Raw genomic sequence first — 24368 nt, 5'->3', positions numbered from 1 at the left:
TGGCATTGCGGAGTCAACAGCGACGTGTTGAGGGCCCGGCGGCCTTCGGCTGCCGGGCCCTGAGGATCTGTGAGTGCGGCTGTCACGCATGCGTTGGAGTGACCGAAGTGCCTGTTGACCTACGCCGCAGCGCGCTGCGCCCGGGCCAGGGAGAGCGCTCCGACTATCTCGTCGACCTTCGTCTTGGCGTCGCCGAAGAGCATCTGGGAGTTGTCCCGGAAGAAGAGCGGGTTCTGCATGCCGGCGTAGCCGGTGGCCATGGAGCGCTTGAAGACTACGACGTCCTTCGCCTCCCAGACCCGGAGCACCGGCATGCCGGCGATCGGGCTGCCGGGGTCTTCGGCCGCGGCCGGGTTGACGGTGTCGTTGGCGCCGATGACCAGGACGACGTCGGTCTCGGCCAGGTCGTCGTTGATCTCGTCCATCTCCAGCACGATGTCGTAGGGCACCTTCGCCTCGGCCAGCAGCACGTTCATGTGCCCGGGGAGCCGCCCGGCGACGGGGTGGATCCCGAAGCGGACGTCGGCACCGCGCTCGCGCAGGAGGCGGGTGAGCTCGGCGACCGGGTACTGCGCCTGGGCGACAGCCATGCCGTAGCCCGGCGTGATGACCACGCTCGACGCAGAGGCCAGCAGCTCGGCGGTCTCCTCGGCCGAGATCTCGCGGTGCTCACCGTGCTCGGTGTTCTCGGCGGCTTTGGCCTCGATGCCGAAGCCGCCGACGATGACCGAGGTGAAGGACCGGTTCATGGCCTTGCACATGATGTAGGACAGGTACGCGCCCGAGGAGCCGACCAGCGCGCCGGTGACGATCAGCAGGTCGTTGTCGAGCAGGAAGCCCGAGGCCGCCGCGGCCCAGCCGGAGTAGCTGTTGAGCATGGAGACCACGACCGGCATGTCACCGCCGCCGATGGAGGCGACCAGGTGCCAGCCCAGCGCCAGGGCGACCAGCGTGATCAGGGCGAGCACAATCGTGGCCGTGCTGTCGGTCCTGTCGTGGGAGACAACGATGTAGAGCACGGTCAGCACGGCGAAGACGACGAGCGCGCCGACGTTGATGAGGTTCTTGCCCGGCAGCATGAGCGGGGCGCTCTTGATCTTCGCCGACAGCTTGAGGTTGGCCACGATCGAGCCGGTGAAGGTGACCGCGCCGATGAAGATGCCGATGGCGATCTCGGCGTTGTGGATGTTCCACAGTGAGATCGGCGACTCGACCGGCTCGCCGGCCAGCACGCCTTCGCGGTGGCCGACCCAGCCGATCAGCACGGCGGCCAGACCGACGAAGGAGTGCAGCAGCGCGATCAGCTCGGGCATGCCGGTCATCTCGACGATCCGGGCACGCCACAGGCCGATCACACCACCGACCACGACGGCGACGAACATCAGGACGATGCCCGGCGTGCTGTTGCTGCCGACCTGGTCGTGGCCGCTCTTGATGACGTAGACGATCGTGGCGACCAGGGCGACGCCCATGCCGGCGACGCCGTAGGTCCAGCCCTGCCTGGCGCTCTCGTGCCTGGACAGTCCGGCGAGGCCGAGGATGAAGAGCAGCGCGGCGATGACGTACGCCGCGGTGGCTATGGCGGAAACGCTCATGACGTCAGTTCTCTCTGCTGAACATGGCGAGCATGCGGCGTGTCACCGCGAAGCCACCGAAGATGTTGATGGAGGCGAGCAGGACGGCGACGGCGCCGAGCGACTGCATGAAGTGGTCGGGGTGCCACACCTTCAGCAGCGCTCCCACGACGACGACGCCGGAAATGGCGTTGGTGACGCTCATCAGCGGGGTGTGCAGCGCGTGGTGCACCTTGCCGATCACGTAGTAGCCGATGACGATCGCGAGCATCAGCACGGTGAAGTGCTGCGGTAGTGGGGCCGGGGCGAAGGCGACGATCAGGCCGAAGGCGAGGATGCCGGCCAGGCTCAGTCCGAGCTTGGTGCCGGCGCTCATGGGCGCCTTCTCCTCCTTGGCGGGTACGTCGGCAGCCGGTCCCGTGTTGACGGCAGCGGGCGCCGCCGAGACCTGCACGGGCGGCGGTGGCCACAGCTTCTCGCCGTCCTTGACCACGGTGATGCCGCGCTGTACGACGTCGTCGAGGTCGAGTACGAACTTCCCGTCCTTGCCCGGGGTGAGCAGCTTCATCAGGTTGACCAGGTTGGTCCCGTAAAGCTGCGAAGCCTGGGTGGGCAGGCGGCCGGGGAGGTCGGTGTAACCGAGGATGATCACGCCGTTGTCGGTGACGACCCGCTGCCCGGGGACACTGCCCTCGACGTTGCCCCCCATACCGGCGGCCATGTCGACGATCACCGAGCCCGGCTTCATGCTCGCCACGTCTGCGGCCGTGATCAGCCTCGGCGCCGGACGCCCCGGGATCAGGGCGGTGGTGATGACGATGTCGACGTCCGCGGCCTGGTCGGAGTAGAGCTTCGCGGCGGCCTCGTTGTAGAGGTCCGAGGTGGCCTTCGCGTAGCCGTCGGACGACTGTTGCGTCTCCTCCTGGACCCCTACCGGGAGGTACTCGCCGCCCAGCGACCTCACCTGATCGGACACCTCCGGGCGCGGGTCGGTGGCGCGCACGATCGCACCCAGCGACGAGGCCGCACCGATGGCGGCCAGGCCGGCCACACCCGCGCCCGCGACGAGCACCTTCGCCGGCGGTACCTTGCCTGCGGCGGTCACCTGGCCGGTGAAGAAGCGGCCGAACTCGTGGGCCGCCTCGACCACCGCGCGGTAGCCGGCGATGTTGGCCATGGAGGAGAGCACGTCGAGCGACTGGGCGCGGCTGATGCGCGGCACCGCGTCCATCGCCAGCACCGTGATCGGCCGCGCCGCGAGTGCGACGACCAGCTCGGGGTTGAGGGCCGGCGCGAGTGTGGAGACCAGCGCGGCGCCGTCCTTCGGCTTGCCCACCTCGTCCATCGACGGGCCGTTGACCCGGAAGACGATGTCGGCGCCCCACGCCTCCTCGCCCGTGCCGATCCGCGCCCCGGCCGCCACGTACGACTCGTCGGCGAAGGCGGAGAGTGTCCCGGCGCCCGACTCGATCACTACGTCGTACCCGAGTCCTGTCAGCTGCTTGACGGTCGCCGGTGTCGCGGCGACGCGCGTCTCCCCTGCGGGCTCGCAAGGGACTCCAATGCGCATGGGAGTACTCCAATTTCGTTTCGGATGGGCCTCCGAACCGAGCGGTGTGGCAATCGGCTCGGAGGCGCTGTCGGGATTCCGCACAGGATGCAGGCCGTCAGACCTGCGTGTTACTGAGCAGTCGGCGTTGTCGGGGTCTTCGTGAAGTGCCGGACGAGGTAGTCGTTCAGTGTGTGGTGGAAGCTCGCCGCGAGGTGGGACTGCGGGGCGAACATGTCGAAGGCGTGGTAGGCGCCGGGGTAGAGGTGCAGCTCGACGGGGACGCCGTGGGCGCGCAGGCGCGCGGCGTAGTCGAGGTTCTCGTCGCGGAAGAGGTCGAGTTCACCGACGCCGATGAAGGTCGGGGGCAGACCGGCGAGGTCGGTCGCCCGGGAGGCGGCGGAGTAGGACGTGACGTCCTCGGTGCCGACGCGGTCCCCGAGGATCGCCTGCCAGGCCAGGATGTTGGTCGAGCGGTCCCAGATGCCGATGTCGGTGATCCCGTGGCTGGAGTCGGTGGTGTTGCGGTCGTCGATCATCGGGTACATCAGCAGCTGGAAAAGGGGGGTCGCCGCGCCGCGGTCACGGATCAGAAGGGCGGTGGCGGCGGCGATGCCTCCGCCTCCGCTCTGGCCGGCCAGGCCGATCCGGGTGGGGTCGAGGCCGAGATCGGTGGCGTTGTCGCTGATCCACCGGTAGGCCGTGTATCCGTCCTCGGCGGCGCCGGGCGCGGGGGTTTCCGGGGCCAGCCGGTAGTCGACGCTGACAATGGCGCAGCCGAGTGCCGCGGACAGCGGCTTGAGCCAGGGTGTGTCCTGCGCGGCGAAGCCGAGCACCTGCCCACCGCCGTGGAACCACACGAGGACCGGCAGCGGTCCGGGCGCGTTCTGCGGACGCAGCAGGACGATGGGGACGTCGGTGCCTTCGGCGCGCGGCACCTGGATCTCGTGGGCGGTGACGGTGGGCTCGTCGGGGATGGTGGCGGCGATGGATTCGGCGAGCGCGCGGACGGCCTGGCGGGTGCCGGGGATGTCGGTGAGGTCGAAGACGCCGTTCGGGCCGATCGGCATGGCCTGGAGTGCTGCGGCCAGTTCGCTGTCGATCGCGAAACGGGAGCGGGGCATGGTTCTTCCTTCCTGGGTGGGGTCTGCGGCAGGGGCACGGGAGGGTGGTCAGGCCGTCGGTGCGGCGAGGTGGTCGCCGCTCTCCAGGTCTTCGAGCAGGCCGGGGTGGCTGGGGACCAGCCACCCCGGGCCTGGATGGGGCGGGATGGAGATGGGGCGGGCTCAGGGTGTGGTGGTGGCCGGGGCGTCGAAGTAGTGGCCCTGGCCGAGGTCGTCGATGAGGCCGGGCTGAACGGGCTTCCAGCCGAGGAGGTCCTGGGTCAGCGTGCTCGAGGACGGGTTGTCGGCCTGGGCGTGGGCGCTCAGGAAACCGAAGTGGGCCTCGGCCTCGGTCGGCGGGATGCTGACCACGGGCAGGTTCAGCCCGCGACCGATGCCCTCGGCGATCTCGCGGAAGGTGATCCCCTCGTCGTCGACGGCGTGCAGCCGTGACCCCGCCGGCGCGGATTCCAGCGCCAGCCGGTACAGGCGTGCCGCATCCAGCGTGTGCACGGCGGGCCAGCGGTTGGCCCCGTCGCCGACGTAGGCGGCGACGCCCTTCGACCGGGCGATGGAGATGAAGGTCGGGATGAAGCCGTTGTGGTCGAGCGTGCTGTGCACTGTAGGAGTGAGCCGGACGACGGACGAGCGGACGCCGCGTTCGGCGAGTGCGACCACCGCGTTCTCGGCGTCGATCCGCGGCCCCGCGTCGAGCGCGTCGGCCTCGGTGAGGGCGTCCTTCAGTCCCGCGAAGGCGAACAGCACGGTTCCCGACGTGGTCACCAGAGGCTTGCCAGTGCCGGCGAGCGCGTCCCCGAGCGCCTCGATGGCGCGCAGATCCGCTGCGACCGCGCCGTCGAAGTCGCCGGCGAACATGGCGTCGTGCTTGAAGGCCAGGTGGACGACGCCGTCGGCCGCGGCGGCGGCCGCGGCGAGGCCGTCGAGGTCGTCGAGGTCGCCTCGGTGCACCTCGGCACCGGCAGCCGTCAACGCGGCGGCGGACTTGTCCGAACGGGCCAGGCCGACGACCTGGTGCCCGGCTTCGAGGAGTTCGGGGACGACGGCGGAGCCGATGTGTCCGGAGGCTCCGGTGACGAATACGCGCATGGTGTGCGCCTTCCTGCTGCGGGTTCCCCACCGGGGGCAGAGAGCCCTGATGTCAGTTCGTGACATCACCGTAGCACCGATGTCAGGCCCTGTCATCACTCTGATGTCAGCTTCTGTCATCGCGGTGTAGGATCGGAGCATGAGCCGATGGAAACCCGACGCACGAGGCCGCCTGGAGAAGGCGGCGCTGGAGCTCTACAACCACAAGGGCTTCGACGCCACCACCGTCGCGGAGATCGCCGCCCGCGCCGGGCTCACCGAACGGACCTTCTACCGGCACTTCGCCGACAAACGGGAAGTCCTCTTCCCCAGCGCCAACCCCCTCCCCGACGTCCTCGCGGACGCCACCGCCACCGCCCCCGCCACGCTCCCGCCACTGGGGGTGGTCACCCACGCCCTGATCGAAGCCGCTCCCGTCTACGAAGAGCGCGAGGACCTGGTACGGCAGCGCCAGGCCGTCATCGCCGCCAATCCCGAACTCCAGGAACGCGAACTGGCCAAACTCGCCGCACTCGCCGCCACGCTCACCCAGGCGCTGCGCGAACGCGGTCTGGAGACCACCACTGCAGCACTCGCCGCGGAAATCGGGATCGCCGCGCTCAAGGTCGCCTATGAACGGTGGGTCAACGACCCCGACCAGCACACCCTCGCCCAGCGCATTCGGGAAACCCTGGATGCCGCCAGGCACCTCACCGCGCCCCCCGAGCATGTCGCCTCGACCGACGACTTGAGCTTCACAGGCCAGGAGGGAGTGGCATGAATGCGGTGGGCACCCTGAGCAAGGGGCCTGCGGTGGCTTTGTTCACCGCTTGCGCCAGCAGTTGGCCATGGCTTCGGGAGGCACTGCCAGCCGCGCCGTGTTCGTGCCTCTGACCAGGCCTTGCGGGACCAGCTCAAGGCGGCCGGATACATGCAGAATCCCGACCTGCTCATCCCTCTCCAGGAGGTGCGCAGCGACTACCTCGCCGCCTTCCGGGACCAGGCCGTGCACGACTACGGCAGCTTCGGGGCCTTCCTGACCAATGGTCTCGGTCTCGATGTGTCCACCCTGACTCGCCTGCGGAGCCGCCTCGTTGGCTGAGTTCGAGCATCAGCGGTCATGCAGGAGGAGTCAGCGGGCGTTCCCGTACACCCTTCAGGTGCGCTTCGAAGACCTCCTGCGCCTCCGGCGTCAACGTCCGCAGCGCCACCAGCGCCGTGATCGCCACATCGCACAGCTCGCCCTGGACGTCCTCCCACGTGTGGGTGACCCCCTTGCGTGGGTTCTGGCCGGTCGCGCCGATCACCGCCTCGGCCACCTCGCCCACCTCCTCCGACAGCTTGAGGATGCGGAGCAGTACGCCCTCCGGGCCGGCGTGCCTGCGAGTCGCCTCCAGACGGTCCCAGAGTTCGTGGATCGTCGGCCAGAGATCGGTGGGGATGTCCTGGTCATTCATACCCCGAAGCCTGGCATGCTCCGGATGGGCTAGTCCTCGAACAGGACCTCCTGCTCGCCTTCCGTCTTCTGTCGCACCCGCCGGTTCCGTGCTCCTACCACCACCGCCGTAGCCGCCGCCGTCACTCCCAGTGCCAGCGGCACCATCCACCCCCGGTCGAAAACATGCCCGGACGCGTGGTCGAGGGAGAGGCGGCCGGGGCCGGCGATCGCCAGGCCTGCTGCCGCCAGGCCCAGGCTGGCCGCGTACTCGTAGCCACCCTCCTGGGCGAAGAAGCCGTTGGGCTGGTGGACCGCCGCCGCTCCGGCCATCGCGCCGGCCGCCGCCGCGCCCGCCGCCGGGGTTGCCAGACCCAGCGCCAGCAGGGTGCCGCCGCCCGCCTCGGCCAGGCCCGCCGCCGTCGCGCTCGCCTTCCCGGGCGCGTAGCCGACGGACTCCATGAACTGGCCCGTGCCCTCCAGGCCGTGGCCGCCGAACCAGCCGAACAGCTTCTGCGTGCCATGTGCGACGAGCACCCCGCCCGTCCCCAGCCGGAGCAGCAGCAGGCCCAGATCACGTCGGTCGTAACAGGTCACGGTCGTCACTCCTGTCAGCGCCTATGAAGTCCCTTGTCACCGTCGCACCCCGTGCTCCTGCGGGCCCGTCGTGGATGGCGTTCGGGTGGCGGGTGCGGGGGAGCGGTGTGAGTCTGGCGCCATGACGATTCAGCCAGCCAAGCTCAGCGATCCGTCCGTCCGGGCCTTCGTCAACGCCGTGAACTCGCACGACCGCGAGGGCTTCATGTCCCTCCTCTCGCCGGGCGCGACGATGGCCGACGACGGCTCCGACCGCGACCTCGCCGAGTGGATCGACCGGGAGATCTTCACCTCCCACGGCCACATGGAGGTCGACAACGAGTCCCGGGGCGGCCGCGACCTCATCGCCCGCTACCGCAACGACGCCTGGGGCGAGATGCGCACCAAGTGGCACTTCGAGATCGAGGACGACGGCAGGATCTCCCGGTTCGAGACCGGGCAGGCGTAATCCCCCCTGTGCAACCGCTTGCCATCGTGTGCGCTTCAACTCCTAGCGTTCTGCGGCATGGAGACCACCAGCAGGACACTGGGACGTAGCGGGATCGAAGTGAGTGCGCTCGGGTTTGGGTGCTGGGCCATCGGTGGTGAGTGGCAGGCCGCCGATGGGCAGCCCCTCGGGTGGGGGAAGGTGGATGACGAGGAGTCCGTGCGGGCCGTTCGCCGTGCCCTCGACCTCGGCGTCACCTTCTTCGACACCGCCGACGTCTACGGCACCGGGCACAGTGAGGAGGTCCTGGGCCGGGCGCTCGGCAAGCGCAGGGATGAAGTCGTCCTTGCCACTAAGTGGGGCAACGTCTTCGACCCGGACACCCGCACCCTCACCGGCGCCGACGACACCCCGGAGTACGCCCGCCGGGCCCTGATCGCGTCCCTGCGTCGCCTCGGCACCGATCACATCGATCTGTATCAGCTTCATCTGTCCGACGCCGATCCGGTGCGTGCTGCCGAACTGCGGGATCTGTGTGAGGAGTTGGTCGGGGAAGGGCTCATCCACGCCTATGGCTGGAGCACCGACGATCCCGAGCGCGCCGCCGTCTTCGCCGAAGGGCCGCACTGTACGGCTGTACAGCACGCGCTCAATGTTCTTCAGGACGCGCCTCGGCTCATCGAGCTGTGCGAGCGGCTGGACCTCGCCAGCATCAACCGCAGCCCGCTCGCGATGGGGCTGCTGACGGGTAAGCGGCACACCTCCCTGGAAGCCGGGGACATTCGGAGCAAGCCGCCGGCTTGGCTCCAGGGATTCGGGGGCGACGGGTCCGGCTCCGATCCCGAGTGGGTGAGCCGGGTCGAAGCCCTGCGGGACATCCTCACCAGTGACGGCCGTACCCCCGCCCAGGGCGCCCTGGCCTGGCTGTGGGCGCGCAGCCCGCGCACCGTGCCGATCCCGGGCTTCCGGACCGTCGCCCAGGCCGAGCAGAACGCCGGCGCGATCGCGAAAGGGCCGTTCACCGCAGAGCAGTTGACCGAGATCGATCGCCTGCTCGGGCGTTGAGCGGCCCCAGCGAGCCGTAGATGCGGCCCCAACAGGGCTTACTGCGACGTCAGTTGCCGTAACCGCCGCCGTACTGCTGCTGCGCGTACTGCTCCTGCGGATACCGCCCGTTCGCCTGCTGCCCGTACGACGGCTGCCCGTACGCCTGCTGTCGTCCCGCACCCCCGCCCCGCTCGGTGAGCGTGATCTGGCCCGCCCTGATGGTGGCCAGGCGCGGGGCCCGGCGGGCGATGGAGGAGTCGTGGGTGACCATGATGAAGGTCAGCCCGTGCTCCCGCCACAGGCCCTCCAGCAGGGCCATGATGTCGTCGCGGGTGCCCTCGTCGAGGTTGCCGGTGGGCTCGTCGGCCAGCAGCACCTTCGGGTTCTTCACCAGTGCGCGGGCGATGGCGACGCGCTGCTGCTGGCCGCCGGACATCTCGGACGGGACGTGGGTCAGGCGTTCGCCCAGGCCGACCGAGCGCAGGGCCTCGGCCGCCCGTTCGCGGCGTTCGGCCGGCTTGACGCCGAGCGGGACCAGCGCCGTCTCCACGTTCTCCTGCGCGGTCAGCGTCGGGATGAGGTTGAACGCCTGGAAGATGATGCCGATCTTCTCGGCGCGCAGCCGGGTCAGCTTGGCCTCGCTGATCGTGGCGAGGTCGACGCCGTCCAGTTCGACGCTGCCGGACGAGGGGCGGTCGAGGCCGCCGATCATCTGCAGAAGGGTGGACTTGCCGCCGCCCGTCGGGCCCTGGATGACCAGCTGGTCGCCGTCGGCGATGGTGAGGTCGACGCCGCGCAGCGCCTCCACCGTCTCCTTGCCCCGCGTGTACCGCTTGGTGACGCCGGTGAGTCTGTACATGGGTGCTCCGTGAGTGAACAGAAGGGTGAGTCAGGAGACGCTGCGCAGGGCGTCGGCCGGGCGCATCCGGGAGGCGCGCCAGCCGCCCATGGCGCCGGCGATCAGACCGCCGGCGACCGCGAGGCCGACGGCCAGGGCGATGGTGGTCAGGGAGACGGGCGCGGTCAGCGCGATCTCCAGGGTGTTCTTGGTGGCCTGCTGGCCGGGGCCGCCGCCACCGGGACCGCCGCCCATGCCACCGCCCATGCCGCCACCGCCGCCGCTGCCCAGCTCCGCCTGCAGCTTCGGGCTGATCGCGGTGACCGTGTAGGCGGCCGCGAGGCCCAGGGCGATGCCGAGGCCGCCGCCGATCAGGCCGTTGACCATGGACTCGCCGACCACCTGCCGGGTCACCTTGCGGCTCGGCCAGCCGAGCGCCTTCAGGGTGCCGAACTCGCGCACCCGCCGGGACACGGCCGACGAAGTGAGCAGCGCGGCCACCAGGAAGGCGGCGACCAGGACGATGATCGAGAGCCACTTGCCGACGCTGCCGGCCAGGTTCGAGGCCGTGGACAGCGAGCCGGAGACGGTGGAGGCCAGGTCGGAGGAGGTGGTGACCGTCGTACCGGTGATGTTGCTCTGGATCGTCTTCTTGACGGTGGAGATCTGCTGGGAGTCGGTCGCCTTGACGTAGATCGTGGTGACCTTGTTCTTGGCGTCACCGAGCGACTGGGCCTGCTTCAGCGGCAGGTAGACGTCGGTGGTGGACTTGCTGCTGTCCGGAGTGGCGATGCCGATGACCGTGTACTTGGTGCCGGAGATCTTGAAGTCCGAGCCGACCTTGTACTTCTTCTCCTTGGCGTACGACTTGCTGACGACCGCCACCTTCGCGTCGGTCTGCGCCGAGGTGAAGGTCTTCCCGGAGGTGATCTTCATCGTGGCCAGCGGGCCGAGGGCCTGGTCGGTGACGTCGACGCCGGCCACCGAGTAGCTGTTGACGTTGAAGTTGGCGCCGCCGCCCTGCACCTGCCCGTTGCCGCCGCCGGTGCCGCCGCCCGGGCCGCCCTGCTGCTGGGAGCCGGACGACGACGTGGACGACTTCGCCTTGCCCTGGGTGAAGGAGCCGTCGACCTTGGTGACGTTCAGGGAGAGGGCGCCCACCGCGCTCGCCACGCCCTTCTGCGCGGCGACCTTCTCGACCAGCGAGGACTTCAAAGCTTGACCGCCCTGTGTCATCACCCGGTCCGAGCTCTGCGCGGTCTTGCTGCTGGACTTGGCGTCGAACTTGAAGTTCGGGCCCTGCGAGCTGCCGGCCTTGGGTGCCGACTGCGCCTTCGTGACCGTCATGTCGGTGCCGAGGCCGTAGAGCGACTTCAGGACCTTGTCCTGCGCCTGCGTCATACCGGCCGACACCGAGCTGACGGTGATGACCAGCGCGATACCGAGCGCCAGACCCATCGCGATGACCAGAGCGGCCTTCTTGCGGCGGCTCAGCTCACGCTTGAGATAGATGCCAAACATCCCGTTCCTCGAAGGTTCTTGACGCCCGCTGTGGGCGCGGCCACAAGCTAGGGAGGAACCTTTGAGGCGCGCTGAGTAAAAGGTGTGTCAGAGCTGAGAAAGCAGGATGGGGGGTCAAATTTTCATAAGACAGCAAATTCCTGTGCCATGGAGGGCCTCCTGCCAGGAAAAGCCTGTTGGGTGCGGTGTACGGTCCCCGGGTGCGTGAATGTTCCCGGCTCAGCCGGCGTGCCGCCCTCGGGCTGACGGCCGCCGCCCTCCCCCTGTCCGTGGCCGCCCCCGCCTCCGCCGCGACCGTGATCGGCGGTGAGCGGCTGGCCCGTACCGGAGTCCAGGTGCGCGGCGCCGGCGGCCTGCCCCAGAAGCTCAGCGCCCGCTCGTGGCTGGTCGCCGACGGCGGGACCGGCGAGGTGCTCGCCTCCTTCGACGCGCACCGGCGCCTGGCGCCCGCGTCCACGCTGAAGATGCTGTTCGCGGACACCGTGCTGAAGAAGTTCGAGCGGACCGAGCGCTACAAGGTCACCGACGCCGACCTCGCCGACATCCCGGCCGGCTCCAGCCTCGTCGGCATCAAGCCCGGCATCACCTACACCGTCGAGCAGCTGTGGCAGGGCGTGTTCCTGCGCTCCGGCAACGACGCGGTGCACGTGCTCGCGCACATGAACGGCGGTGTGGCCAAGACGGTCGCCGAGATGCAGGCCATGGCCGAGGACCTGCAGGCCCTGGACACCCATGTGATCAGCCCCGACGGCTTCGACCACAAGGGCCAGCTCTCCTCGGCGTACGACCTCACGCTCTTCGCCCGGCACGGCCTCAAGAACGGCGACTTCCGCGGCTACTGCGGCACCAGGACCGCCGACTTCCCGGCCGGCGGCAAGAAGACCTTCCAGATCCAGAACACCGACCGCCTGCTCACGGGGGCCTGGGGGCTGCACACGTACGACGGTCTGATCGGCGTGAAGAACGGCTACACCAGCCACGCCGGCAACACCTTCACCGGCGCGGCCACCCGGGGCGGCCGCACCCTGCTGGTCACCGTGATGCATCCGGCGGAGGGCAGCAACGCCGTCTACGAGCAGACCGCCGCGCTGCTCGACTGGGGCTTCGGGGCCGGGCGTTCGGCGCAGGCGGTGGGCATGCTCGTCGAGCCGATCAGCGAGGGCGGGGCGAGCGCGAGCCCGGCGCCCGAGGGGAAGGCGGCCCACGCCGCGGCCGGTGCTCCCGGCTCGGCGTCCTCCGGGCACCCCTCGTCGTGGCGGCTGCTGGAGGGCGCGGCCGGTACGGCGGCACTGCTGGGAGCGGGTGCGTGGGCGCTGCGGCGGCGCGCGGTGCGGGCCAAGGCTGCTCGGCCCGAGGCTGCTCGGGTCGAGACGGCTCGGGCCGAAGAGGGTCGGGCCGAAGAGGGTCGGGCCGAGGTGGAGCCGGAGTCCGGGGCGGGGCCGCGGCACCGGCGCTGAGGTACCGGATTGAGTACAGCGGCAGCCGTTCCACCGACCGGTGCGTACCCCGCGGTCCCACGCGAGGTCCACCCCCAACTCCGGTCCGGTGGAACGGCTGCCGACTCCCCCCTGGATATGGCTGCGGAACTCCAGTACTCCAAGTGTGAAGCTCTTGTGGAGGAAAGTTGAGCATAAGCGGCCGACGGGCCGCAATAGTGCGGACGTTGAAATTCCGCTTGTGTAACTTGAGCGGTTGGGTTCCGCCCCGGCCTCAGCCTCGCCCGATGTACGGCATCGCCGTCGCCAACACCGTCGCGAACTGCACGTTCGCCTCCAGCGGCAGCTCGGCCATGTGCCGCACGGTGCGCGCCACGTCGGCCACGTCCATCACCGGTTCCGGGGCCACCTCGCCGTTCGCCTGCAGTGCCCCGGTCTGCATCCGGGCCGTCATGTCGGTGGCCGCGTTCCCGATGTCGATCTGCCCGACCGCGATGCGGTGCGGTCGCCCATCGAGCGACAGCGACTTGGTCAGTCCGGTCAGCGCGTGCTTGGTAGCGGTGTAGGCGACCGAGTGCGGGCGGGGCGTGTGGGCGGAGATGGAGCCGTTGTTGATGATCCGGCCGCCCTGCGGGTCCTGCTCCTTCATCCGCCGGTACGCCGCCTGCGCGCACAGGAACGCCCCGTTGAGGTTGGTGTCCACCACGTGCCGCCAGGCGTCGTAGGGCAGGTCCTCGACGGGTACCCCGCCCGGGCCGAACGTACCGGCGTTGTTGAACAGCAGGTCGATGCGCCCGAACCGGTCCACGGTCGCCGCGAACAGCGCGTCCACGTCCTCGGGCCGGGACACGTCGGTGCGCACGGCGAGCGAGGGCGCCCCGGGCGCCAGTGCTGCCGTCTCCTCCAGCGTCTCGACGCGCCGGCCGGCCAGCGCCACCGACCAGCCGGCGCGCAGCAGCTCGACGGCGACGGCCCGCCCGATACCGGAGCCGGCGCCGGTCACCACCGCGATCTTCGATTGCCTGTCAGTCATGGTTCCGCAGCGTAGGCGGGAAGTCCGCGATGCGGAATCAGGTGTCCGCCATACGGCTAGCCGGTGACGGTGGCCACGGCCTCCCCGCGAGCCTCCCCGGGATACCGCACCCCGACCCGCTCCCGTATCGCGTCCAGCGTCCGCATCACCGCGAGACTGCCCGCCAGCGGCACCAGCGGCGACTCCTTCTCGCCCGCCCGCAGCGCCCGCATGACCTCCTCGGCCTCGTGCCGCAGGCTGGTGCGCGGGCCGTCGGCGGGGTCGGCGGTGAACTCCTCGGGGTCACGGCCGTCGCGGTGCAGCACGAAGCGGTCCGGGTGGAAGAAGCCGGACGGGATGTCGATGCGGCCGCGCGAACCGGTCACCGAGGCGGTGACCCCCGTACCGCCGACGATCGAGCAGTGCACCGAGGCCAGCGCCCCGCTCTCCCAGGACAGCAGCGCGCCCGTCTGAAGGTCGACGCCCTCCTCCGAGAGCACCGCCCGCGCGGCGATGTCGTCCGGCTCACCCAGCAGCAGCTGCGCGAACGACACCGGATACACGCCGAGGTCCAGCAGCGCCCCGCCGCCCAGTGCCGGATTCCGCAGCCGGTGCGTGCTCGGGAAGGGGCCCGCGAGACCGAAGTCGGCCTGCACCGTACGCACCTCGCCGATCGCCCCGTCCGCCACCAGCGCCTTCAATCGCCGGACCAGCGGATTGCAGTACATCCACATAGCCTCCATCAGGAAGCGGTCGTGCTCCTTCGCCAGCGCCACCAGTTCCTCGGCCTCGCGGAGGTTGAGCGTGAACGCCTTCTCGCACAGCACGTTCCGCCCGGCCGCCAGGCACAACCCGGCCGCCGCCCGGTGCGCCGAGTGCGGGGTGGCGACGTACACGACATCGATGTCCGGGTCCGCGGCCAGGGACTCCCAGTCGCCGTACGCCCGCGTGATCCCGAACCGGTCGGCGAACGCCTGCGCCGACTCCTGGCTGCGCGAGGCCACGGCCACGATCTCCGCATCCGGCCCCGCGGCGGAGCCGCTGTTGGACGCAGTGACCAAGTCCGCCGCGAACGCGGCCGCGATCCCGCCGGTCGCCAGGATCCCCCACCGCACGGTCTGCTCCGCCATCCCGCCCCGTCCTCGTTCATGTGTGCCCCGGCAGTGTGTACGAGCTGCGAGCATAGAGGCCGATCCAGCAGGAGAGGGAGGGACACATGCCCGAGCACGCGGCGGCACCGACACCGGAGACGGAGTGCCAGTCCACCACCGCACCCGTCTCGGCCGCCGCCATCCGCCGCACCGGTCTGCTCGTCACCTTCGTCCTCGGCGGCCTCACCGCCACACCCCCGCTGGCGATGGACATGTACCTCCCGTCCCTGCCGGAGGTCACCCGCTCCCTGCACGCCCCCGCCGCCACCGTCCAGCTCACCCTCACCGCGTGCCTGGCCGGCATGGCGCTCGGGCAGCTGGTCGTGGGCCCGATGAGCGACCGCTGGGGCCGCCGCCGTCCGCTGCTGACCGGCCTCGCCGTCTACCTCGTCGCCACCGCCCTGTGCGCCTTCGCGCCCACCGTCGAGGCGCTGGTCGCCTTCCGCCTCGCCCAGGGTCTCGCGGGCGCGGCCGGCATCGTCATCGCGCGGGCCGTCGTACGCGACCTCTACGACGGTGTCGCCATGGCCCGCTTCTTCTCCACCCTGATGCTGATCTCCGGGGCCGCGCCGATCGTGGCGCCCCTGATCGGCGGGCAGATCCTCCGGGTGACGGACTGGCGGGGCGTGTTCGTCGTCCTCACCGTGGTCGGGGCCGCGCTCGCCGCGCTCGTCTGGCTGCGGCTGCCCGAGACACTGCCTCCCGCCGAACGGCACGGCGGAGGAGTGGGGCAGGCGCTGCGCTCGATGCGCGGCCTGCTCGCCGACCTGCCCTTCACCGGCTACATGCTGGCCGGCGGCTTCGCCTTCGCCGCGCTGTTCGCCTACATATCCGCCTCCCCCTTCGTCGTCCAGGAGATCTACGGCGCCTCCCCGCAGACCTTCAGCCTGCTCTTCGGCGTCAACTCGGTCGGGCTGATGATCGCCGGGCAGGTCAACGGCCGGATCCTGGTGGGCCGGGTCAGCCTGGACAAGGTGCTCGGCACCGGCCTCGCGATCATCGTGCTCGCCGCGACCGCCCTGCTGCTGATGACCGCGGGCACCTTCGGCGAGGTCGGCCTGGCGCCGATCGCCGCCGCCCTGTTCGTCCTCATGTCCGCGATGGGCATCACCCTGCCCAACGCCCAGTCCCTCGCCCTGCTGCGCACCCGGCACGCCGCGGGCTCCGCCTCCGCCCTGCTCGGCACCACCTCCTTCCTCGTCGGAGCGGTCGCCTCCCCGCTCGTCGGCGTCGCCGGGGAGCACACCGCCGTGCCCATGGCGGTCGTCCAACTGGCGGGAGCACTGGTAGCGGCGGCCTGCTTCATGGGAATGTGCCGTCCCTGGAACACCCGTGCGGGGTCGGAGGGAGAGGACAACTGAGCGCACCCAGACTGCGCGCCGGCACACCCGAACGCGCCGGGCTCGACGCCAAGGAACTCGAGCACCTGGCCGGCGAGGTGCACGCCCTCACCACCGGAGCCCGCCCGTGGGCCGCCGGTGCCGTCGTCATGGCCGGACGCGGGCCCGTGATCGCCGTCGCCGAGGCAGCGGGCTGTGCGGTCCGCTACGCCTCCTACGACCCCGAGACCGACACCGGCGTCGAACTGCCGCCCGCCGACCGGATCCCGATGACCGTCGACACCCCGTTCGACCTGGCCTCCCTCACCAAGCTGTGCACGTCCGTCGCCGCCGTGCAGCAGATCGAGCGCGGCACCCTCGGCATGGACGCCCGGATCGGCGCCTACCTGCCCGAGTTCACCGCGGCCGCCGAACACGGCGTCACCGTACGGCAGCTGCTCACCCACACCTCCGGGCTGCGCCCCGAACTCCCGCTGTACGACTGCCCGGACGCCACCGCCCGCCTCGCGATGCTCCGCGCTCAGGCCCCCACGTCCGAGCCCGGCCGCTACCTCTACTCGGACCTGAACATGATCCTGCTCCAGTTCGTCCTGGAGCGGATCACCGGCCGCCCCCTGAACGTCCTGATCGAGGACGGCATCACCCGCCCGCTCGGGATGATGGCGACCGCCTTCGGCCCCTGCCCCGGCGCGGCGGCCACCGAGGACCAGCGGCGGCCCTGGGCCAAGGCCGACCGCGGAATGCTGCGCGGCGAGGTCCACGACGAGAACGCCTGGGCGCTCGGCGGGGTGGCGGGCCACGCCGGCCTCTTCTCCACCGCGCACGACCTGGCGGTCTTCTGCCGCGCCCTGCTCGCGGGCGGCTCGTACGGCCCCGCGCGCATCCTCGGCCCCGACTTCGTGGAACTCCTGTTCACCCCGCCGGGCCTTGGCTTCGCCCTGGACCAGCCGTGGTTCATGGGCGAGCTGGCGGGCAGGGGAGCGGCGGGGCACACGGGGTTCACGGGGACCTCGCTGGTCGTGGATCCGGCGACGGACACGTTTCTGGTGCTGCTGGCGAACACGGTGCATCCCGTACGCAGGCCGCCCGACAGCCGGCCGAGGGCGGCTGCGGCCACGCGTCTGGCGAGAGCGGTGATCTGAGGCGCACCTCCGGGCCGCCCGAGTCAGACCCCGTGGCGGCGCCTTTCCAACCGACCGAGACGGGTGGTGGGTGGGCATAGGCCCGGGGGTCTGGGGGCGGAGCCCCCAGCAGGCCGGCAGCGGCACCGCCCAGCCATACAATCGGCAGGTGAACGACCCCGCATCCCCGGCCGAAGCCCTCCGCGCCTCCCTGGCCGCGATCCTGGACGGACTTCCGCCCAAGCAAGCCGCCGGCGCCGTGGAAAGGCTGATCGCCAACTACCGCGGGGCCACGCCGACCGACGCCCCGATCCTGCGCGACCGCGCCGACGTCGCCGCGTACGCCGCCTACCGCATGCCGGCCACCTTCGAGGCCGTCCGCTCGGCGCTGAACGCGTTCGCGGACGCCGTGCCCGGCTGGACGCCCGGCAGCCACGTCGACGTCGGCGGTGGCACCGGCGCCGCCACCTGGGCCGTCACCGCAACCTGGCCCGGCGAGCGCAGCGTCACCGTGCTGGACTGGGCCGAGCCCGCACTCGCCCTCGGCCGGGAGATCGCCGAAGCCAACCCCGCGCTGCACGACGCCCGTTGGCAGCGGGCCCGGATCGGCACGGCGCTCACCCTCGACAGCGCCGACCTCGTCACGGTGTCGTACGTCCTCAACGAACTCGCCGAGGCCGACCGCAGCGCCCTCGTCGACGCGGCCGCGGCCGCCGCGCAGTCCGTCGTGATCGTGGAGGCCGGCACCCCCGCCGGCTACGCCCGGGTCATCGAGGCCCGCGACCGCCTCGTCCGCGCCGGGTTCCGCGTCGCCGCGCCCTGCCCGCACAGCGCCGCCTGCCCCATCGTCCCCGGCACGGACTGGTGCCACTTCTCCGCCCGGGTCAGCCGCTCCTCCCTGCACCGCCAGGTCAAGGGCGGCTCCCTGGCGTACGAGGACGAGAAGTTCAGCTACGTCGCCGCCACCCGGCTGCCCGCCGAGCCGGCCCCCGCCCGGGTGGTCCGGCGCCCGCAGATCCGCAAGGGCCAGGTGCTCCTCGATCTGTGCGAGGCCGACGAGCGGCTGCGCCGCACGACGGTCACCAAGCGCCACGGCGACCTGTACAAGGCGGCCCGGGACGCCGACTGGGGCGACGCCTGGCCGCCGGAGGATTCGACCGCTTAGTGGATTCGACCGCTTAGTCAGCGGGGCTTGTTAGTTTCACCCCATGGTCAAGAAGCCCGCCCCCGACGCCACCCGCCGCAGCGAGAAGTCCCGCAGGGCGATCTACGACGCCGCCCTTGCCCTGGTCGTCGAGGTCGGATACCCGAAGACCACGGTCGAGGGGATCGCCGCCCGTGCCGGGGTCGGCAAGCAGACCATCTACCGGTGGTGGGCGTCGAAGGCGGACGTGCTGATGGAGGCCTTCCTGGACCTCGGCGAGCAGGCGGCCAGGGCGGCGGGGCAGGAGCCGTACGCCATCCCGGACACCGGCGATCTCGCCGCCGACCTCAAGGCGGTGCTGCGGGCCACCGTCGACGAGCTGTACGACCCCCGCTTCGAGGCGCCCAGCCGCGCGCTGGCCGCCGAGGGCGTGGTCAACGAGCAGCTCGGCCGCGAGTTCGTCACCAAGCTCCTCGAACCCCAGCTCCAGCTGTACGTCGACCGGCTGCGCTCCGCGCAGGACAGCGGCGCGGTACGCCCCGACGTCGACCCGCGTATCGCCCTGGAGCTGTTCGTCTCACCGCTCGCCCAGCGCTGGCTGCAGCACACCGGGCCGATCTCGTACGCGTACACGGACACCCTGGTCGACTACGCGCTGTACGGCCTCGCCCCCCGCTGAGGTGCTGTGAGGCACGTCTCGTCCGGTTCCTGCGGATCCCCGCTCCGGCCCCCCGAAGCATTGGAAGATGGGACGGTAAGGCATGCTGTCCGCACACACAGCGAGGCGACCACCGGAACAAGGGGTTAGATGAGCGCGACGTTCGGCGGCCGGAGCGGCCGGCAGGGCAAACTCTCCCAGTGGCTGCTCGGACGCCGCCCGAAGGAGACCGCCGCCGACGACGGCGGCCGTGAGGCCCTGCTGCTCGCCGCCGCCACAGCGGGACTGCCCCTGGCACCCGCCGCGCACCCCGCCCCCGGCTACCGCTGTTCCTGCGACCGCGTCGGCTGTCCCACCCCGGCCCGGCACCCGGTGTCGTTCGCCTGGCAGACCCAGTCCACGACGGACCGCGCGCAGATCGAGCGCTGGGCCCGGCACCAGCCGCAGGCCAACTTCATCACCGCCACCGGCATGGTGCACGACGTCCTCGACGTGCCCCTGGAGGCCGGCCGGGAGGCGCTGGACCGGCTCCTCGGCGCCGGTGTGGAGGTCGGTCCGGTCGCCGAGAGCGACGACGGCCGCATGCTGTTCTTCACCCTCACCCGGGGCACCCCCGAGGACGAGGACGAGTGGTGGCCCTGCGAGCTGGACTGCCACCCCGAGACCATGGACGAGCACCCGGGGCTGCGCTGGCACTGCCGCGGCTCCTACGTCCTCGTACCGCCCGCCCGGCTGCCCGGCGACGACCAGCAGGTGCGCTGGGTCCGCGGCCCGGAGCACGCGCTGCCCGACCCGCTGAGCCTGCTGGAGGCCCTCACGGACGCCTGCGCCCGCCACGCCGGCGCCGCGGCCGACCACACGGGCACCGCCTGGCCGTTGCAGCGCTGAGGCACGTCCCCGAGACCCCCTACTCGCCCTGTGCCGCCGTCAGACCCTGCACCCGCCCCAGGATCGACACCGGACCACTGCCCGCCGGGTCGAGGGCGGCCTCGTTGGAGATGATCTCCAGCGTCAGTGACTGCTTGATCTCGCCCTTGGTGAGGGCCTGTACGTCCTTGTTCGGGGTCGGCACGGAGGTGCCCGCGGCGGCGGTCTGCTTCTCGTAGTGGTGCGTGGTGAAGAAGACCAGCGCCCCGCCGTCCGCCGTGCGCAGCGCGAGCGGCGCGTAGTCGCCGTGGGTCAACGGCTCGTCGATGTACTGCCGGACCAGGCCCGGCTTCGACGTCTGCTTCTTGCGGTCCGTGCGCAGGCCGCTGGTGTACCGGCCGTCCGCGAACGTCGTGCCGGCGTTCTTCAGATAGGCCGCGTAGCCCTTGCTCAGGTCGGCGGGCGGCACGGCCAGTTGCGTGGAGTCGGCGGGCACGGCCTCGGCCCAGCCGTCCTCGTCCTTCTTGAACTGCGGTACGTCAGCGGCCGCGACCAGCGTCAGATAGGCCACCTGCCACGGATCGCCGAGGTCGTCGCGGGTGAACACCAGCAGCCATCGGGCGTTGCTGCTGCCCAGGTTGCCCCTGGCGTCCGCGACGAACCAGCGCGGCCAGCCGGCCTTCTTCGGGATCGCGAAATGGGCGTCTGTCAGCGTGAGCTGCACGTGATGCGCGTTGCCCGACGGGCTGTTGGCTTGCCCGGCCTTCAGCCGGGCGCCGTCGATGTCGGCGAGCGCTCCGGTGACATGGTCCTCGTCCAGGGAGCGGTCGTAGGCCTTGTCGGCCTTGTTGTACGCGTCCGTGAACTGGGTGAGCGCCTTGGCGGCCTCGGCGCGGGTGGTGGCGGGAAGCATCTCGCGCTCCCCGTGCACCACCACACATCCGCTCGCCGTCAGTGACATGACGGTCAGTGAGACTGCTATGAGTGCGTTCCGGTCACGCCTGCGGAGCGTTCGACGGCTGCGTTCCCTGGTCATGAGGTGCCTTCACCTTCCCCTTCCCGGAGGCGAACCCTACCGGGGCGAGGAAGACCGCGAGTGTCGGGATCAGGTACAGCAGCCACACCGTGACCTGGACCACGGTCGGGTCGGGCTGGAAGTTGAACACGCCCTTCAGCAGCGTGCCGTACCAGCTGTCCGGCTCGATCGTGTCGCTGATGTCGAAGGCCAGGTCCCGGATGCCCGGGATCCAGTTGGCCTCCTGCAGGTCGTGGAAGCCGTACGCGAGCACGCCCGCCGCGACCACGACCAGCATGCCGCCGGTCCAGGTGAAGAACTTGGCCAGGTTGATCTTCAGCGCCCCCCGGTAGAACAGCCAGCCGAGGACGACCGCCGTGGCGAGGCCGAGGGCCACGCCGATCAGCGGGCGCGGGGTGCCGTCGCTCGCCGCGTGCACCGAGGCCCACACGAACAGGGCGGTCTCCAGGCCCTCCCGGCCGACGGCCAGGAACGCGGTGGCGACCAGCGCGCCCGTGCCCATGGCGAGCGCCGCGTCCAGCTTGCCGTGCAGCTCGGACTTCAGGTGCCGGGCGGTGCGCCGCATCCAGAACACCATCCAGGTCACCAGCACGACGGCGACGACGGACAGCGAGCCGCCCAGCGCCTCCTGCGCCTCGAACGTCAGCTCCTGCGAGCCGAATTCGAGGGCGCAGCCGAAGCCCATCGCGAGGGCGACGGCGACGCCGATGCCCATCCAGATCGGCTTCAGGGCGTCCCTGCGGTCCGTCTTCACCAGGTAGGCGATGAGGATGCAGACGACGAGCGACGCCTCCAGGCCCTCGCGCAGGCCGATCAGGTAGTTGGAGAACACGGGCTACGCCTCCTCGGAGAACAGCGTGCGGCCCCACCAGTCGTCCTTGCCCGTGACACCGGGCGGGACGGCGAAGACGGCCGAACCCACGTGCTGGATGTATTCGTTGAGCGCGTCCTTGGCCGCCAGCTGCCGCTGCAGCGGGATGAACCCCTTGCGCACGTCACGCTGGTAGGCCAGGAAGAACAGGCCCGCCTCCAGGCGGCCCATGCCGTCGGTGCCGTCGGTGAAGGAGTAGCCCCGGCGCAGGATCGTGATGCCGTTGTTGGACTCGGGGTGCGCGAGGCGCACGTGCGCGGTCGGCTTCATCGCCTTCAGGAACGGCTTGTCGTGCTCCTTGGCCTTGCCGACCGGCGCGCCCTCGCCCTTGTCCCGGCCGAAGATGTCCTCCTGCTCCTGCAGCGGGGTCCGGTCCCAGGTCTCGATGTGCATGCGGATGCGCCGGGCGACCAGGTACGACCCGCCGGTCATCCACTTCGTGCCGTCGCCCTCGCCGACCCACACGAACTTCTTCAGCCGGTCCGTCTCGACGCCCGCGATGTTGCGGGTGCCGTCCTTGAAGCCCATGAGGTTGCGCGGGGTCTGGGCGTCCGGAGTCGTCGACGAGGTCTTGCCGAAGCCGAGCTGGGACCAGCGGATGGCGACCTTGCCGAAGCCGATGCGGGCCAGGTTGCGGATGGCGTGCACGGCGATCTGCGGGTCGTCCGCGCAGGCCTGCACGCACAGGTCGCCGTCGGTGCGCGTCCTGTCCAGGTTGTCGCCCGGGAACTGGGGCAGGTCGACCAGCGCCTCGGGTCGCTTGCCGGACAGCCCGAACTTGTCGAAGAACGAGGGCCCGAAGCCGATGGTGAGCGTCAGCCGCGAGGGCTTCAGGCCCAGGGCCTCACCGGTGTCGTCCGGCGGCGCCTCGGCGAGCCCGCCGTACGCGCCCTCACCGACCGCCTTCCCGGCGGTCATCCGGCGCGCGGCCTCGGTCCAGTCCTTCAGCATCTGGACGAACTCGGCGCGGTCCGCGGTCTTCACGTCGAACGCGGCGAAGTGCAGCCGGTCCTGCACCGGCGTGGCGATGCCGGCCTGGTGGGCGCCGTGGAACTCCACGGCGGCGCCCACCTCGGCGGCGGCCGGTTCCACGTCGTTGCCCGCCTTGGCCGCCGCCACGGCACCGCCGGCCGCTGCGGCACCGAGCGCGAGGCCGGCACCACCCCAGCCGATCAGCGCCCGGCGCGAGGGGGAGGAGCTGCCCTGGCTGCCCTGGCTGTCCATGCTTTCCCGGGTCTCGGTCATGACGTGTCTCCCCTTACTTCACAACCGCGGCGGCGAGCTTGGACAGCGGCTCCGCGAGCGCGTTCACCGCGTCCGAGAGCTGCTTGCGGTCGGCCTTGCCGACCGTGTCGTACGAGGTGAAGTCGTACGAGTTCTTGTCCGAGCGGTACTTGTCGAGCAGCGTGTCCAGCGCCGCGAACTGCTTGTCCAGCTCGGTGACCAGCGCGGCGTCGTTCTTCTGCGCGACCGGCTTCAGCAGGTCGTACGACTTCTGCGCGCCCTCGACGTTGGCCTTGAAGTCGACCAGGTCGGTGTGCGAGTAGCGCTCCTCCTCACCGGTGACCTTGCCGGTGGCGACCTCGTCGAGCAGCTCCTTGGCGCCGTTGGCCATGGAGGTCGGGGTGATCTCGGCCTTGCCGACCCGCTCCTGCCAGTCCTTGAGGTCGGTCACCAACTGGTCGGCGAGGGTCTTCTCCTCGGCGCCGATCTTCTTGTCCGCCCAGAGGGCCTTCTCCAGGCGGTGCCAGCCGGTCCACTTCTGGCCGTCCTCCAGGCCGTCCTCGCGGACGTCGACCTTCGGGTCGATGTCACCGAAGGACTCGGCGACCGGCTCGGTGCGCTCCCAGCCGAGGCGGGAGGGGGCGTACGCCTTCTTGGCGGCCTCGACGTCGCCGTCCTTGACCGCCTTCACGAAGGTCTCGACGAGCGGCAGCGTGGCGTCGGCCTGCTCCTGGGCGTAGGCGCGGTAGTCGGCGACCGCCTGGTCCAGCTTCGGGTCCCGCTTGGCGACCTTGCCGGAGCCGGTGACCGTGAGCTTCTGCCGGACGCCCTTGCCCTTCATGCCCGGGACGCAGGCGATCTCGTACGAGCCCGCCTTGACCTCGGCGGTCAGCGTGTACTTGGTGCCCGGGCCGATGTTCTCCTTCTCGGAGACGATCCGGTCGTCCGGGAACAGGATCTCGACCTCGGTGGCCTTCGAGCCCTTGTTCTCGATCTTCAGCGTGACCTGCCCGGCCGGGACCGACTTGGCGGAGGTCTCGCACTTCGAGTCGGCGGCGGTCACCTGTATCGCGTCGCCGTCCTTGGCGTCGCTCTTCGCCGTGCACGCGGAGAGGGCGGTCAGAGCGGCCACGGTGGCGGCGGCGGTGACTGTGAGTCGGACGGCTCGCATGCAGGCTCCAAGCGGGAACGAGTTGGTAAGGCGGCCCTAACTTACATGAGGCTTACCTCACCAATACCCGCCCGGGTCGTGATTCAGCTCTCACGGAAATCTCACAGGCACGGCTTGATCTCGACGGCTCAAAAGAGACCCCAAGGAATGGTAAAGGGAG

At 70.6% G+C, this 24368-nt stretch carries 24 protein-coding genes; 10 read left to right on the top strand and 14 right to left on the bottom strand.

Annotation, left to right across the window (positions count from 1 at the left end; all coding sequences use genetic code 11):
• Positions 1 to 119: 119 nt before the first annotated feature.
• From pntB to ACFY3C_RS29640, 4 genes are all read right to left on the bottom strand, one after another.
• Complete coding sequence (gene pntB, locus ACFY3C_RS29655) at positions 120 to 1595, bottom strand: Re/Si-specific NAD(P)(+) transhydrogenase subunit beta (RefSeq protein WP_390772914.1); 1476 nt, start codon at positions 1593 to 1595, stop codon at positions 120 to 122.
• A gap of 4 nt (positions 1596 to 1599) precedes the next feature.
• Positions 1600 to 3144 carry a Re/Si-specific NAD(P)(+) transhydrogenase subunit alpha gene (locus ACFY3C_RS29650; protein WP_390772913.1) on the bottom strand — a complete coding sequence of 515 codons (1545 nt, stop codon included), beginning with the start codon at positions 3142 to 3144 and terminating at the stop codon, positions 1600 to 1602.
• A 110-nt stretch (positions 3145 to 3254) separates the two neighbouring features.
• The gene (locus ACFY3C_RS29645; protein ID WP_390772912.1) at positions 3255 to 4247 is read right to left on the bottom strand and encodes an alpha/beta hydrolase fold domain-containing protein; all 993 of its coding nucleotides are present in this window, start codon (positions 4245 to 4247) and stop codon (positions 3255 to 3257) included.
• 162 nt (positions 4248 to 4409) lie between these two features.
• Positions 4410 to 5333, bottom strand: a complete 924-nt coding sequence (locus ACFY3C_RS29640; RefSeq protein ID WP_390772911.1) for an SDR family oxidoreductase — start codon at positions 5331 to 5333, stop codon at positions 4410 to 4412.
• Positions 5334 to 5472: 139 nt separating this feature from the next.
• On the opposite strand from ACFY3C_RS29640, the gene ACFY3C_RS29635 reads away from it, so the two are divergent.
• Both ACFY3C_RS29635 and ACFY3C_RS29630 read left to right on the top strand, forming a co-directional pair.
• Complete coding sequence (locus ACFY3C_RS29635; protein ID WP_390772910.1) at positions 5473 to 6093, top strand: TetR family transcriptional regulator; 621 nt, start codon at positions 5473 to 5475, stop codon at positions 6091 to 6093.
• Between the two features lie 120 nt (positions 6094 to 6213).
• Positions 6214 to 6414, top strand: a complete 201-nt coding sequence (locus ACFY3C_RS29630) for a tyrosine-protein phosphatase (RefSeq protein ID WP_390772909.1) — start codon at positions 6214 to 6216, stop codon at positions 6412 to 6414.
• 16 nt (positions 6415 to 6430) lie between these two features.
• On the opposite strand, the gene ACFY3C_RS29625 is transcribed toward ACFY3C_RS29630, so the two are convergent.
• Positions 6431 to 6769 carry a MazG-like family protein gene (locus tag ACFY3C_RS29625; RefSeq protein WP_390772908.1) on the bottom strand — a complete coding sequence of 113 codons (339 nt, stop codon included), beginning with the start codon at positions 6767 to 6769 and terminating at the stop codon, positions 6431 to 6433.
• A 29-nt stretch (positions 6770 to 6798) separates the two neighbouring features.
• Positions 6799 to 7344, bottom strand: a complete 546-nt coding sequence (locus tag ACFY3C_RS29620; protein ID WP_390772907.1) for a DoxX family membrane protein — start codon at positions 7342 to 7344, stop codon at positions 6799 to 6801.
• 121 nt (positions 7345 to 7465) lie between these two features.
• On the opposite strand from ACFY3C_RS29620, the gene ACFY3C_RS29615 reads away from it, so the two are divergent.
• Both ACFY3C_RS29615 and ACFY3C_RS29610 read left to right on the top strand, forming a co-directional pair.
• Positions 7466 to 7792 carry a nuclear transport factor 2 family protein gene (locus ACFY3C_RS29615; RefSeq protein WP_390772906.1) on the top strand — a complete coding sequence of 109 codons (327 nt, stop codon included), beginning with the start codon at positions 7466 to 7468 and terminating at the stop codon, positions 7790 to 7792.
• Between the two features lie 57 nt (positions 7793 to 7849).
• A complete protein-coding gene (locus ACFY3C_RS29610) occupies positions 7850 to 8836 on the top strand; it encodes an aldo/keto reductase (protein ID WP_390772905.1) in 987 nt (328 codons plus the stop codon).
• 49 nt (positions 8837 to 8885) lie between these two features.
• Here ACFY3C_RS29610 and ACFY3C_RS29605 read toward each other — a convergent pair whose 3' ends face one another.
• Positions 8886 to 9677 carry an ABC transporter ATP-binding protein gene (locus ACFY3C_RS29605; RefSeq protein WP_390772904.1) on the bottom strand — a complete coding sequence of 264 codons (792 nt, stop codon included), beginning with the start codon at positions 9675 to 9677 and terminating at the stop codon, positions 8886 to 8888.
• A 30-nt stretch (positions 9678 to 9707) separates the two neighbouring features.
• Positions 9708 to 11177 (bottom strand): ABC transporter permease, encoded by a 1470-nt coding sequence (locus tag ACFY3C_RS29600; RefSeq protein ID WP_390772903.1) that lies wholly within the window; start codon positions 11175 to 11177, stop codon positions 9708 to 9710.
• Positions 11178 to 11377: 200 nt separating this feature from the next.
• On the opposite strand from ACFY3C_RS29600, the gene ACFY3C_RS29595 reads away from it, so the two are divergent.
• The gene (locus ACFY3C_RS29595; RefSeq protein WP_390772902.1) at positions 11378 to 12634 is read left to right on the top strand and encodes a D-alanyl-D-alanine carboxypeptidase family protein; all 1257 of its coding nucleotides are present in this window, start codon (positions 11378 to 11380) and stop codon (positions 12632 to 12634) included.
• A 253-nt stretch (positions 12635 to 12887) separates the two neighbouring features.
• On the opposite strand, the gene ACFY3C_RS29590 is transcribed toward ACFY3C_RS29595, so the two are convergent.
• Together ACFY3C_RS29590 and ACFY3C_RS29585 are read right to left on the bottom strand one after the other, a co-directional pair.
• On the bottom strand, positions 12888 to 13646 hold the full coding sequence (locus tag ACFY3C_RS29590; protein WP_390772901.1) for an SDR family oxidoreductase: 759 nt from the start codon (positions 13644 to 13646) through the stop codon (positions 12888 to 12890).
• Positions 13647 to 13702: 56 nt separating this feature from the next.
• Complete coding sequence (locus tag ACFY3C_RS29585) at positions 13703 to 14755, bottom strand: Gfo/Idh/MocA family protein (RefSeq protein ID WP_390772900.1); 1053 nt, start codon at positions 14753 to 14755, stop codon at positions 13703 to 13705.
• An 86-nt stretch (positions 14756 to 14841) separates the two neighbouring features.
• On the opposite strand from ACFY3C_RS29585, the gene ACFY3C_RS29580 reads away from it, so the two are divergent.
• The 5 genes from ACFY3C_RS29580 to ACFY3C_RS29560 all read left to right on the top strand — a co-directional run bounded on the left by ACFY3C_RS29580 (position 14842) and on the right by ACFY3C_RS29560 (position 19927).
• The gene (locus ACFY3C_RS29580) at positions 14842 to 16137 is read left to right on the top strand and encodes a multidrug effflux MFS transporter (protein WP_390772899.1); all 1296 of its coding nucleotides are present in this window, start codon (positions 14842 to 14844) and stop codon (positions 16135 to 16137) included.
• Positions 16089 to 17258 (top strand): serine hydrolase domain-containing protein, encoded by a 1170-nt coding sequence (locus ACFY3C_RS29575; protein WP_390772898.1) that lies wholly within the window; start codon positions 16089 to 16091, stop codon positions 17256 to 17258. The genes ACFY3C_RS29580 and ACFY3C_RS29575 overlap by 49 nt, the downstream gene beginning before the upstream one ends.
• Positions 17259 to 17406: 148 nt before the next feature.
• Positions 17407 to 18402 carry a small ribosomal subunit Rsm22 family protein gene (locus ACFY3C_RS29570; protein ID WP_390772897.1) on the top strand — a complete coding sequence of 332 codons (996 nt, stop codon included), beginning with the start codon at positions 17407 to 17409 and terminating at the stop codon, positions 18400 to 18402.
• Positions 18403 to 18445: 43 nt separating this feature from the next.
• Complete coding sequence (locus tag ACFY3C_RS29565; RefSeq protein WP_386572370.1) at positions 18446 to 19060, top strand: TetR/AcrR family transcriptional regulator; 615 nt, start codon at positions 18446 to 18448, stop codon at positions 19058 to 19060.
• Positions 19061 to 19189: 129 nt separating this feature from the next.
• A complete protein-coding gene (locus tag ACFY3C_RS29560) occupies positions 19190 to 19927 on the top strand; it encodes a bifunctional DNA primase/polymerase (protein ID WP_390772896.1) in 738 nt (245 codons plus the stop codon).
• Positions 19928 to 19946: 19 nt separating this feature from the next.
• On the opposite strand, the gene ACFY3C_RS29555 is transcribed toward ACFY3C_RS29560, so the two are convergent.
• From ACFY3C_RS29555 to efeO, 4 genes are read right to left on the bottom strand one after another with little or no spacing between them, the layout of a single operon-like run.
• Entirely contained in the window at positions 19947 to 20942 is a 996-nt protein-coding gene (locus ACFY3C_RS29555) for a hypothetical protein (RefSeq protein WP_390772895.1), read from the bottom strand.
• Positions 20902 to 21774 carry an iron uptake transporter permease EfeU gene (efeU, locus tag ACFY3C_RS29550; protein ID WP_386572376.1) on the bottom strand — a complete coding sequence of 291 codons (873 nt, stop codon included), beginning with the start codon at positions 21772 to 21774 and terminating at the stop codon, positions 20902 to 20904. The genes ACFY3C_RS29555 and efeU overlap by 41 nt, the downstream gene beginning before the upstream one ends.
• A gap of 3 nt (positions 21775 to 21777) precedes the next feature.
• Positions 21778 to 23058 (bottom strand): iron uptake transporter deferrochelatase/peroxidase subunit, encoded by a 1281-nt coding sequence (gene efeB / locus ACFY3C_RS29545; RefSeq protein ID WP_390772894.1) that lies wholly within the window; start codon positions 23056 to 23058, stop codon positions 21778 to 21780.
• Positions 23059 to 23071: 13 nt separating this feature from the next.
• Positions 23072 to 24208: an iron uptake system protein EfeO gene (efeO, locus tag ACFY3C_RS29540; protein ID WP_390772893.1), complete on the bottom strand. Its 1137-nt coding sequence runs from the start codon at positions 24206 to 24208 to the stop codon at positions 23072 to 23074.
• Between the last annotated feature and the right edge of the window lie 160 nt (positions 24209 to 24368).

This window comes from Streptomyces sp. NPDC001410 (assembly GCF_042895235.1).
Taxonomy (GTDB): domain Bacteria; phylum Actinomycetota; class Actinomycetes; order Streptomycetales; family Streptomycetaceae; genus Streptomyces.
The sequence above is the reverse complement of the archived record's forward strand: the minus strand, read 5'-3'. Positions and strand labels throughout refer to the sequence as shown.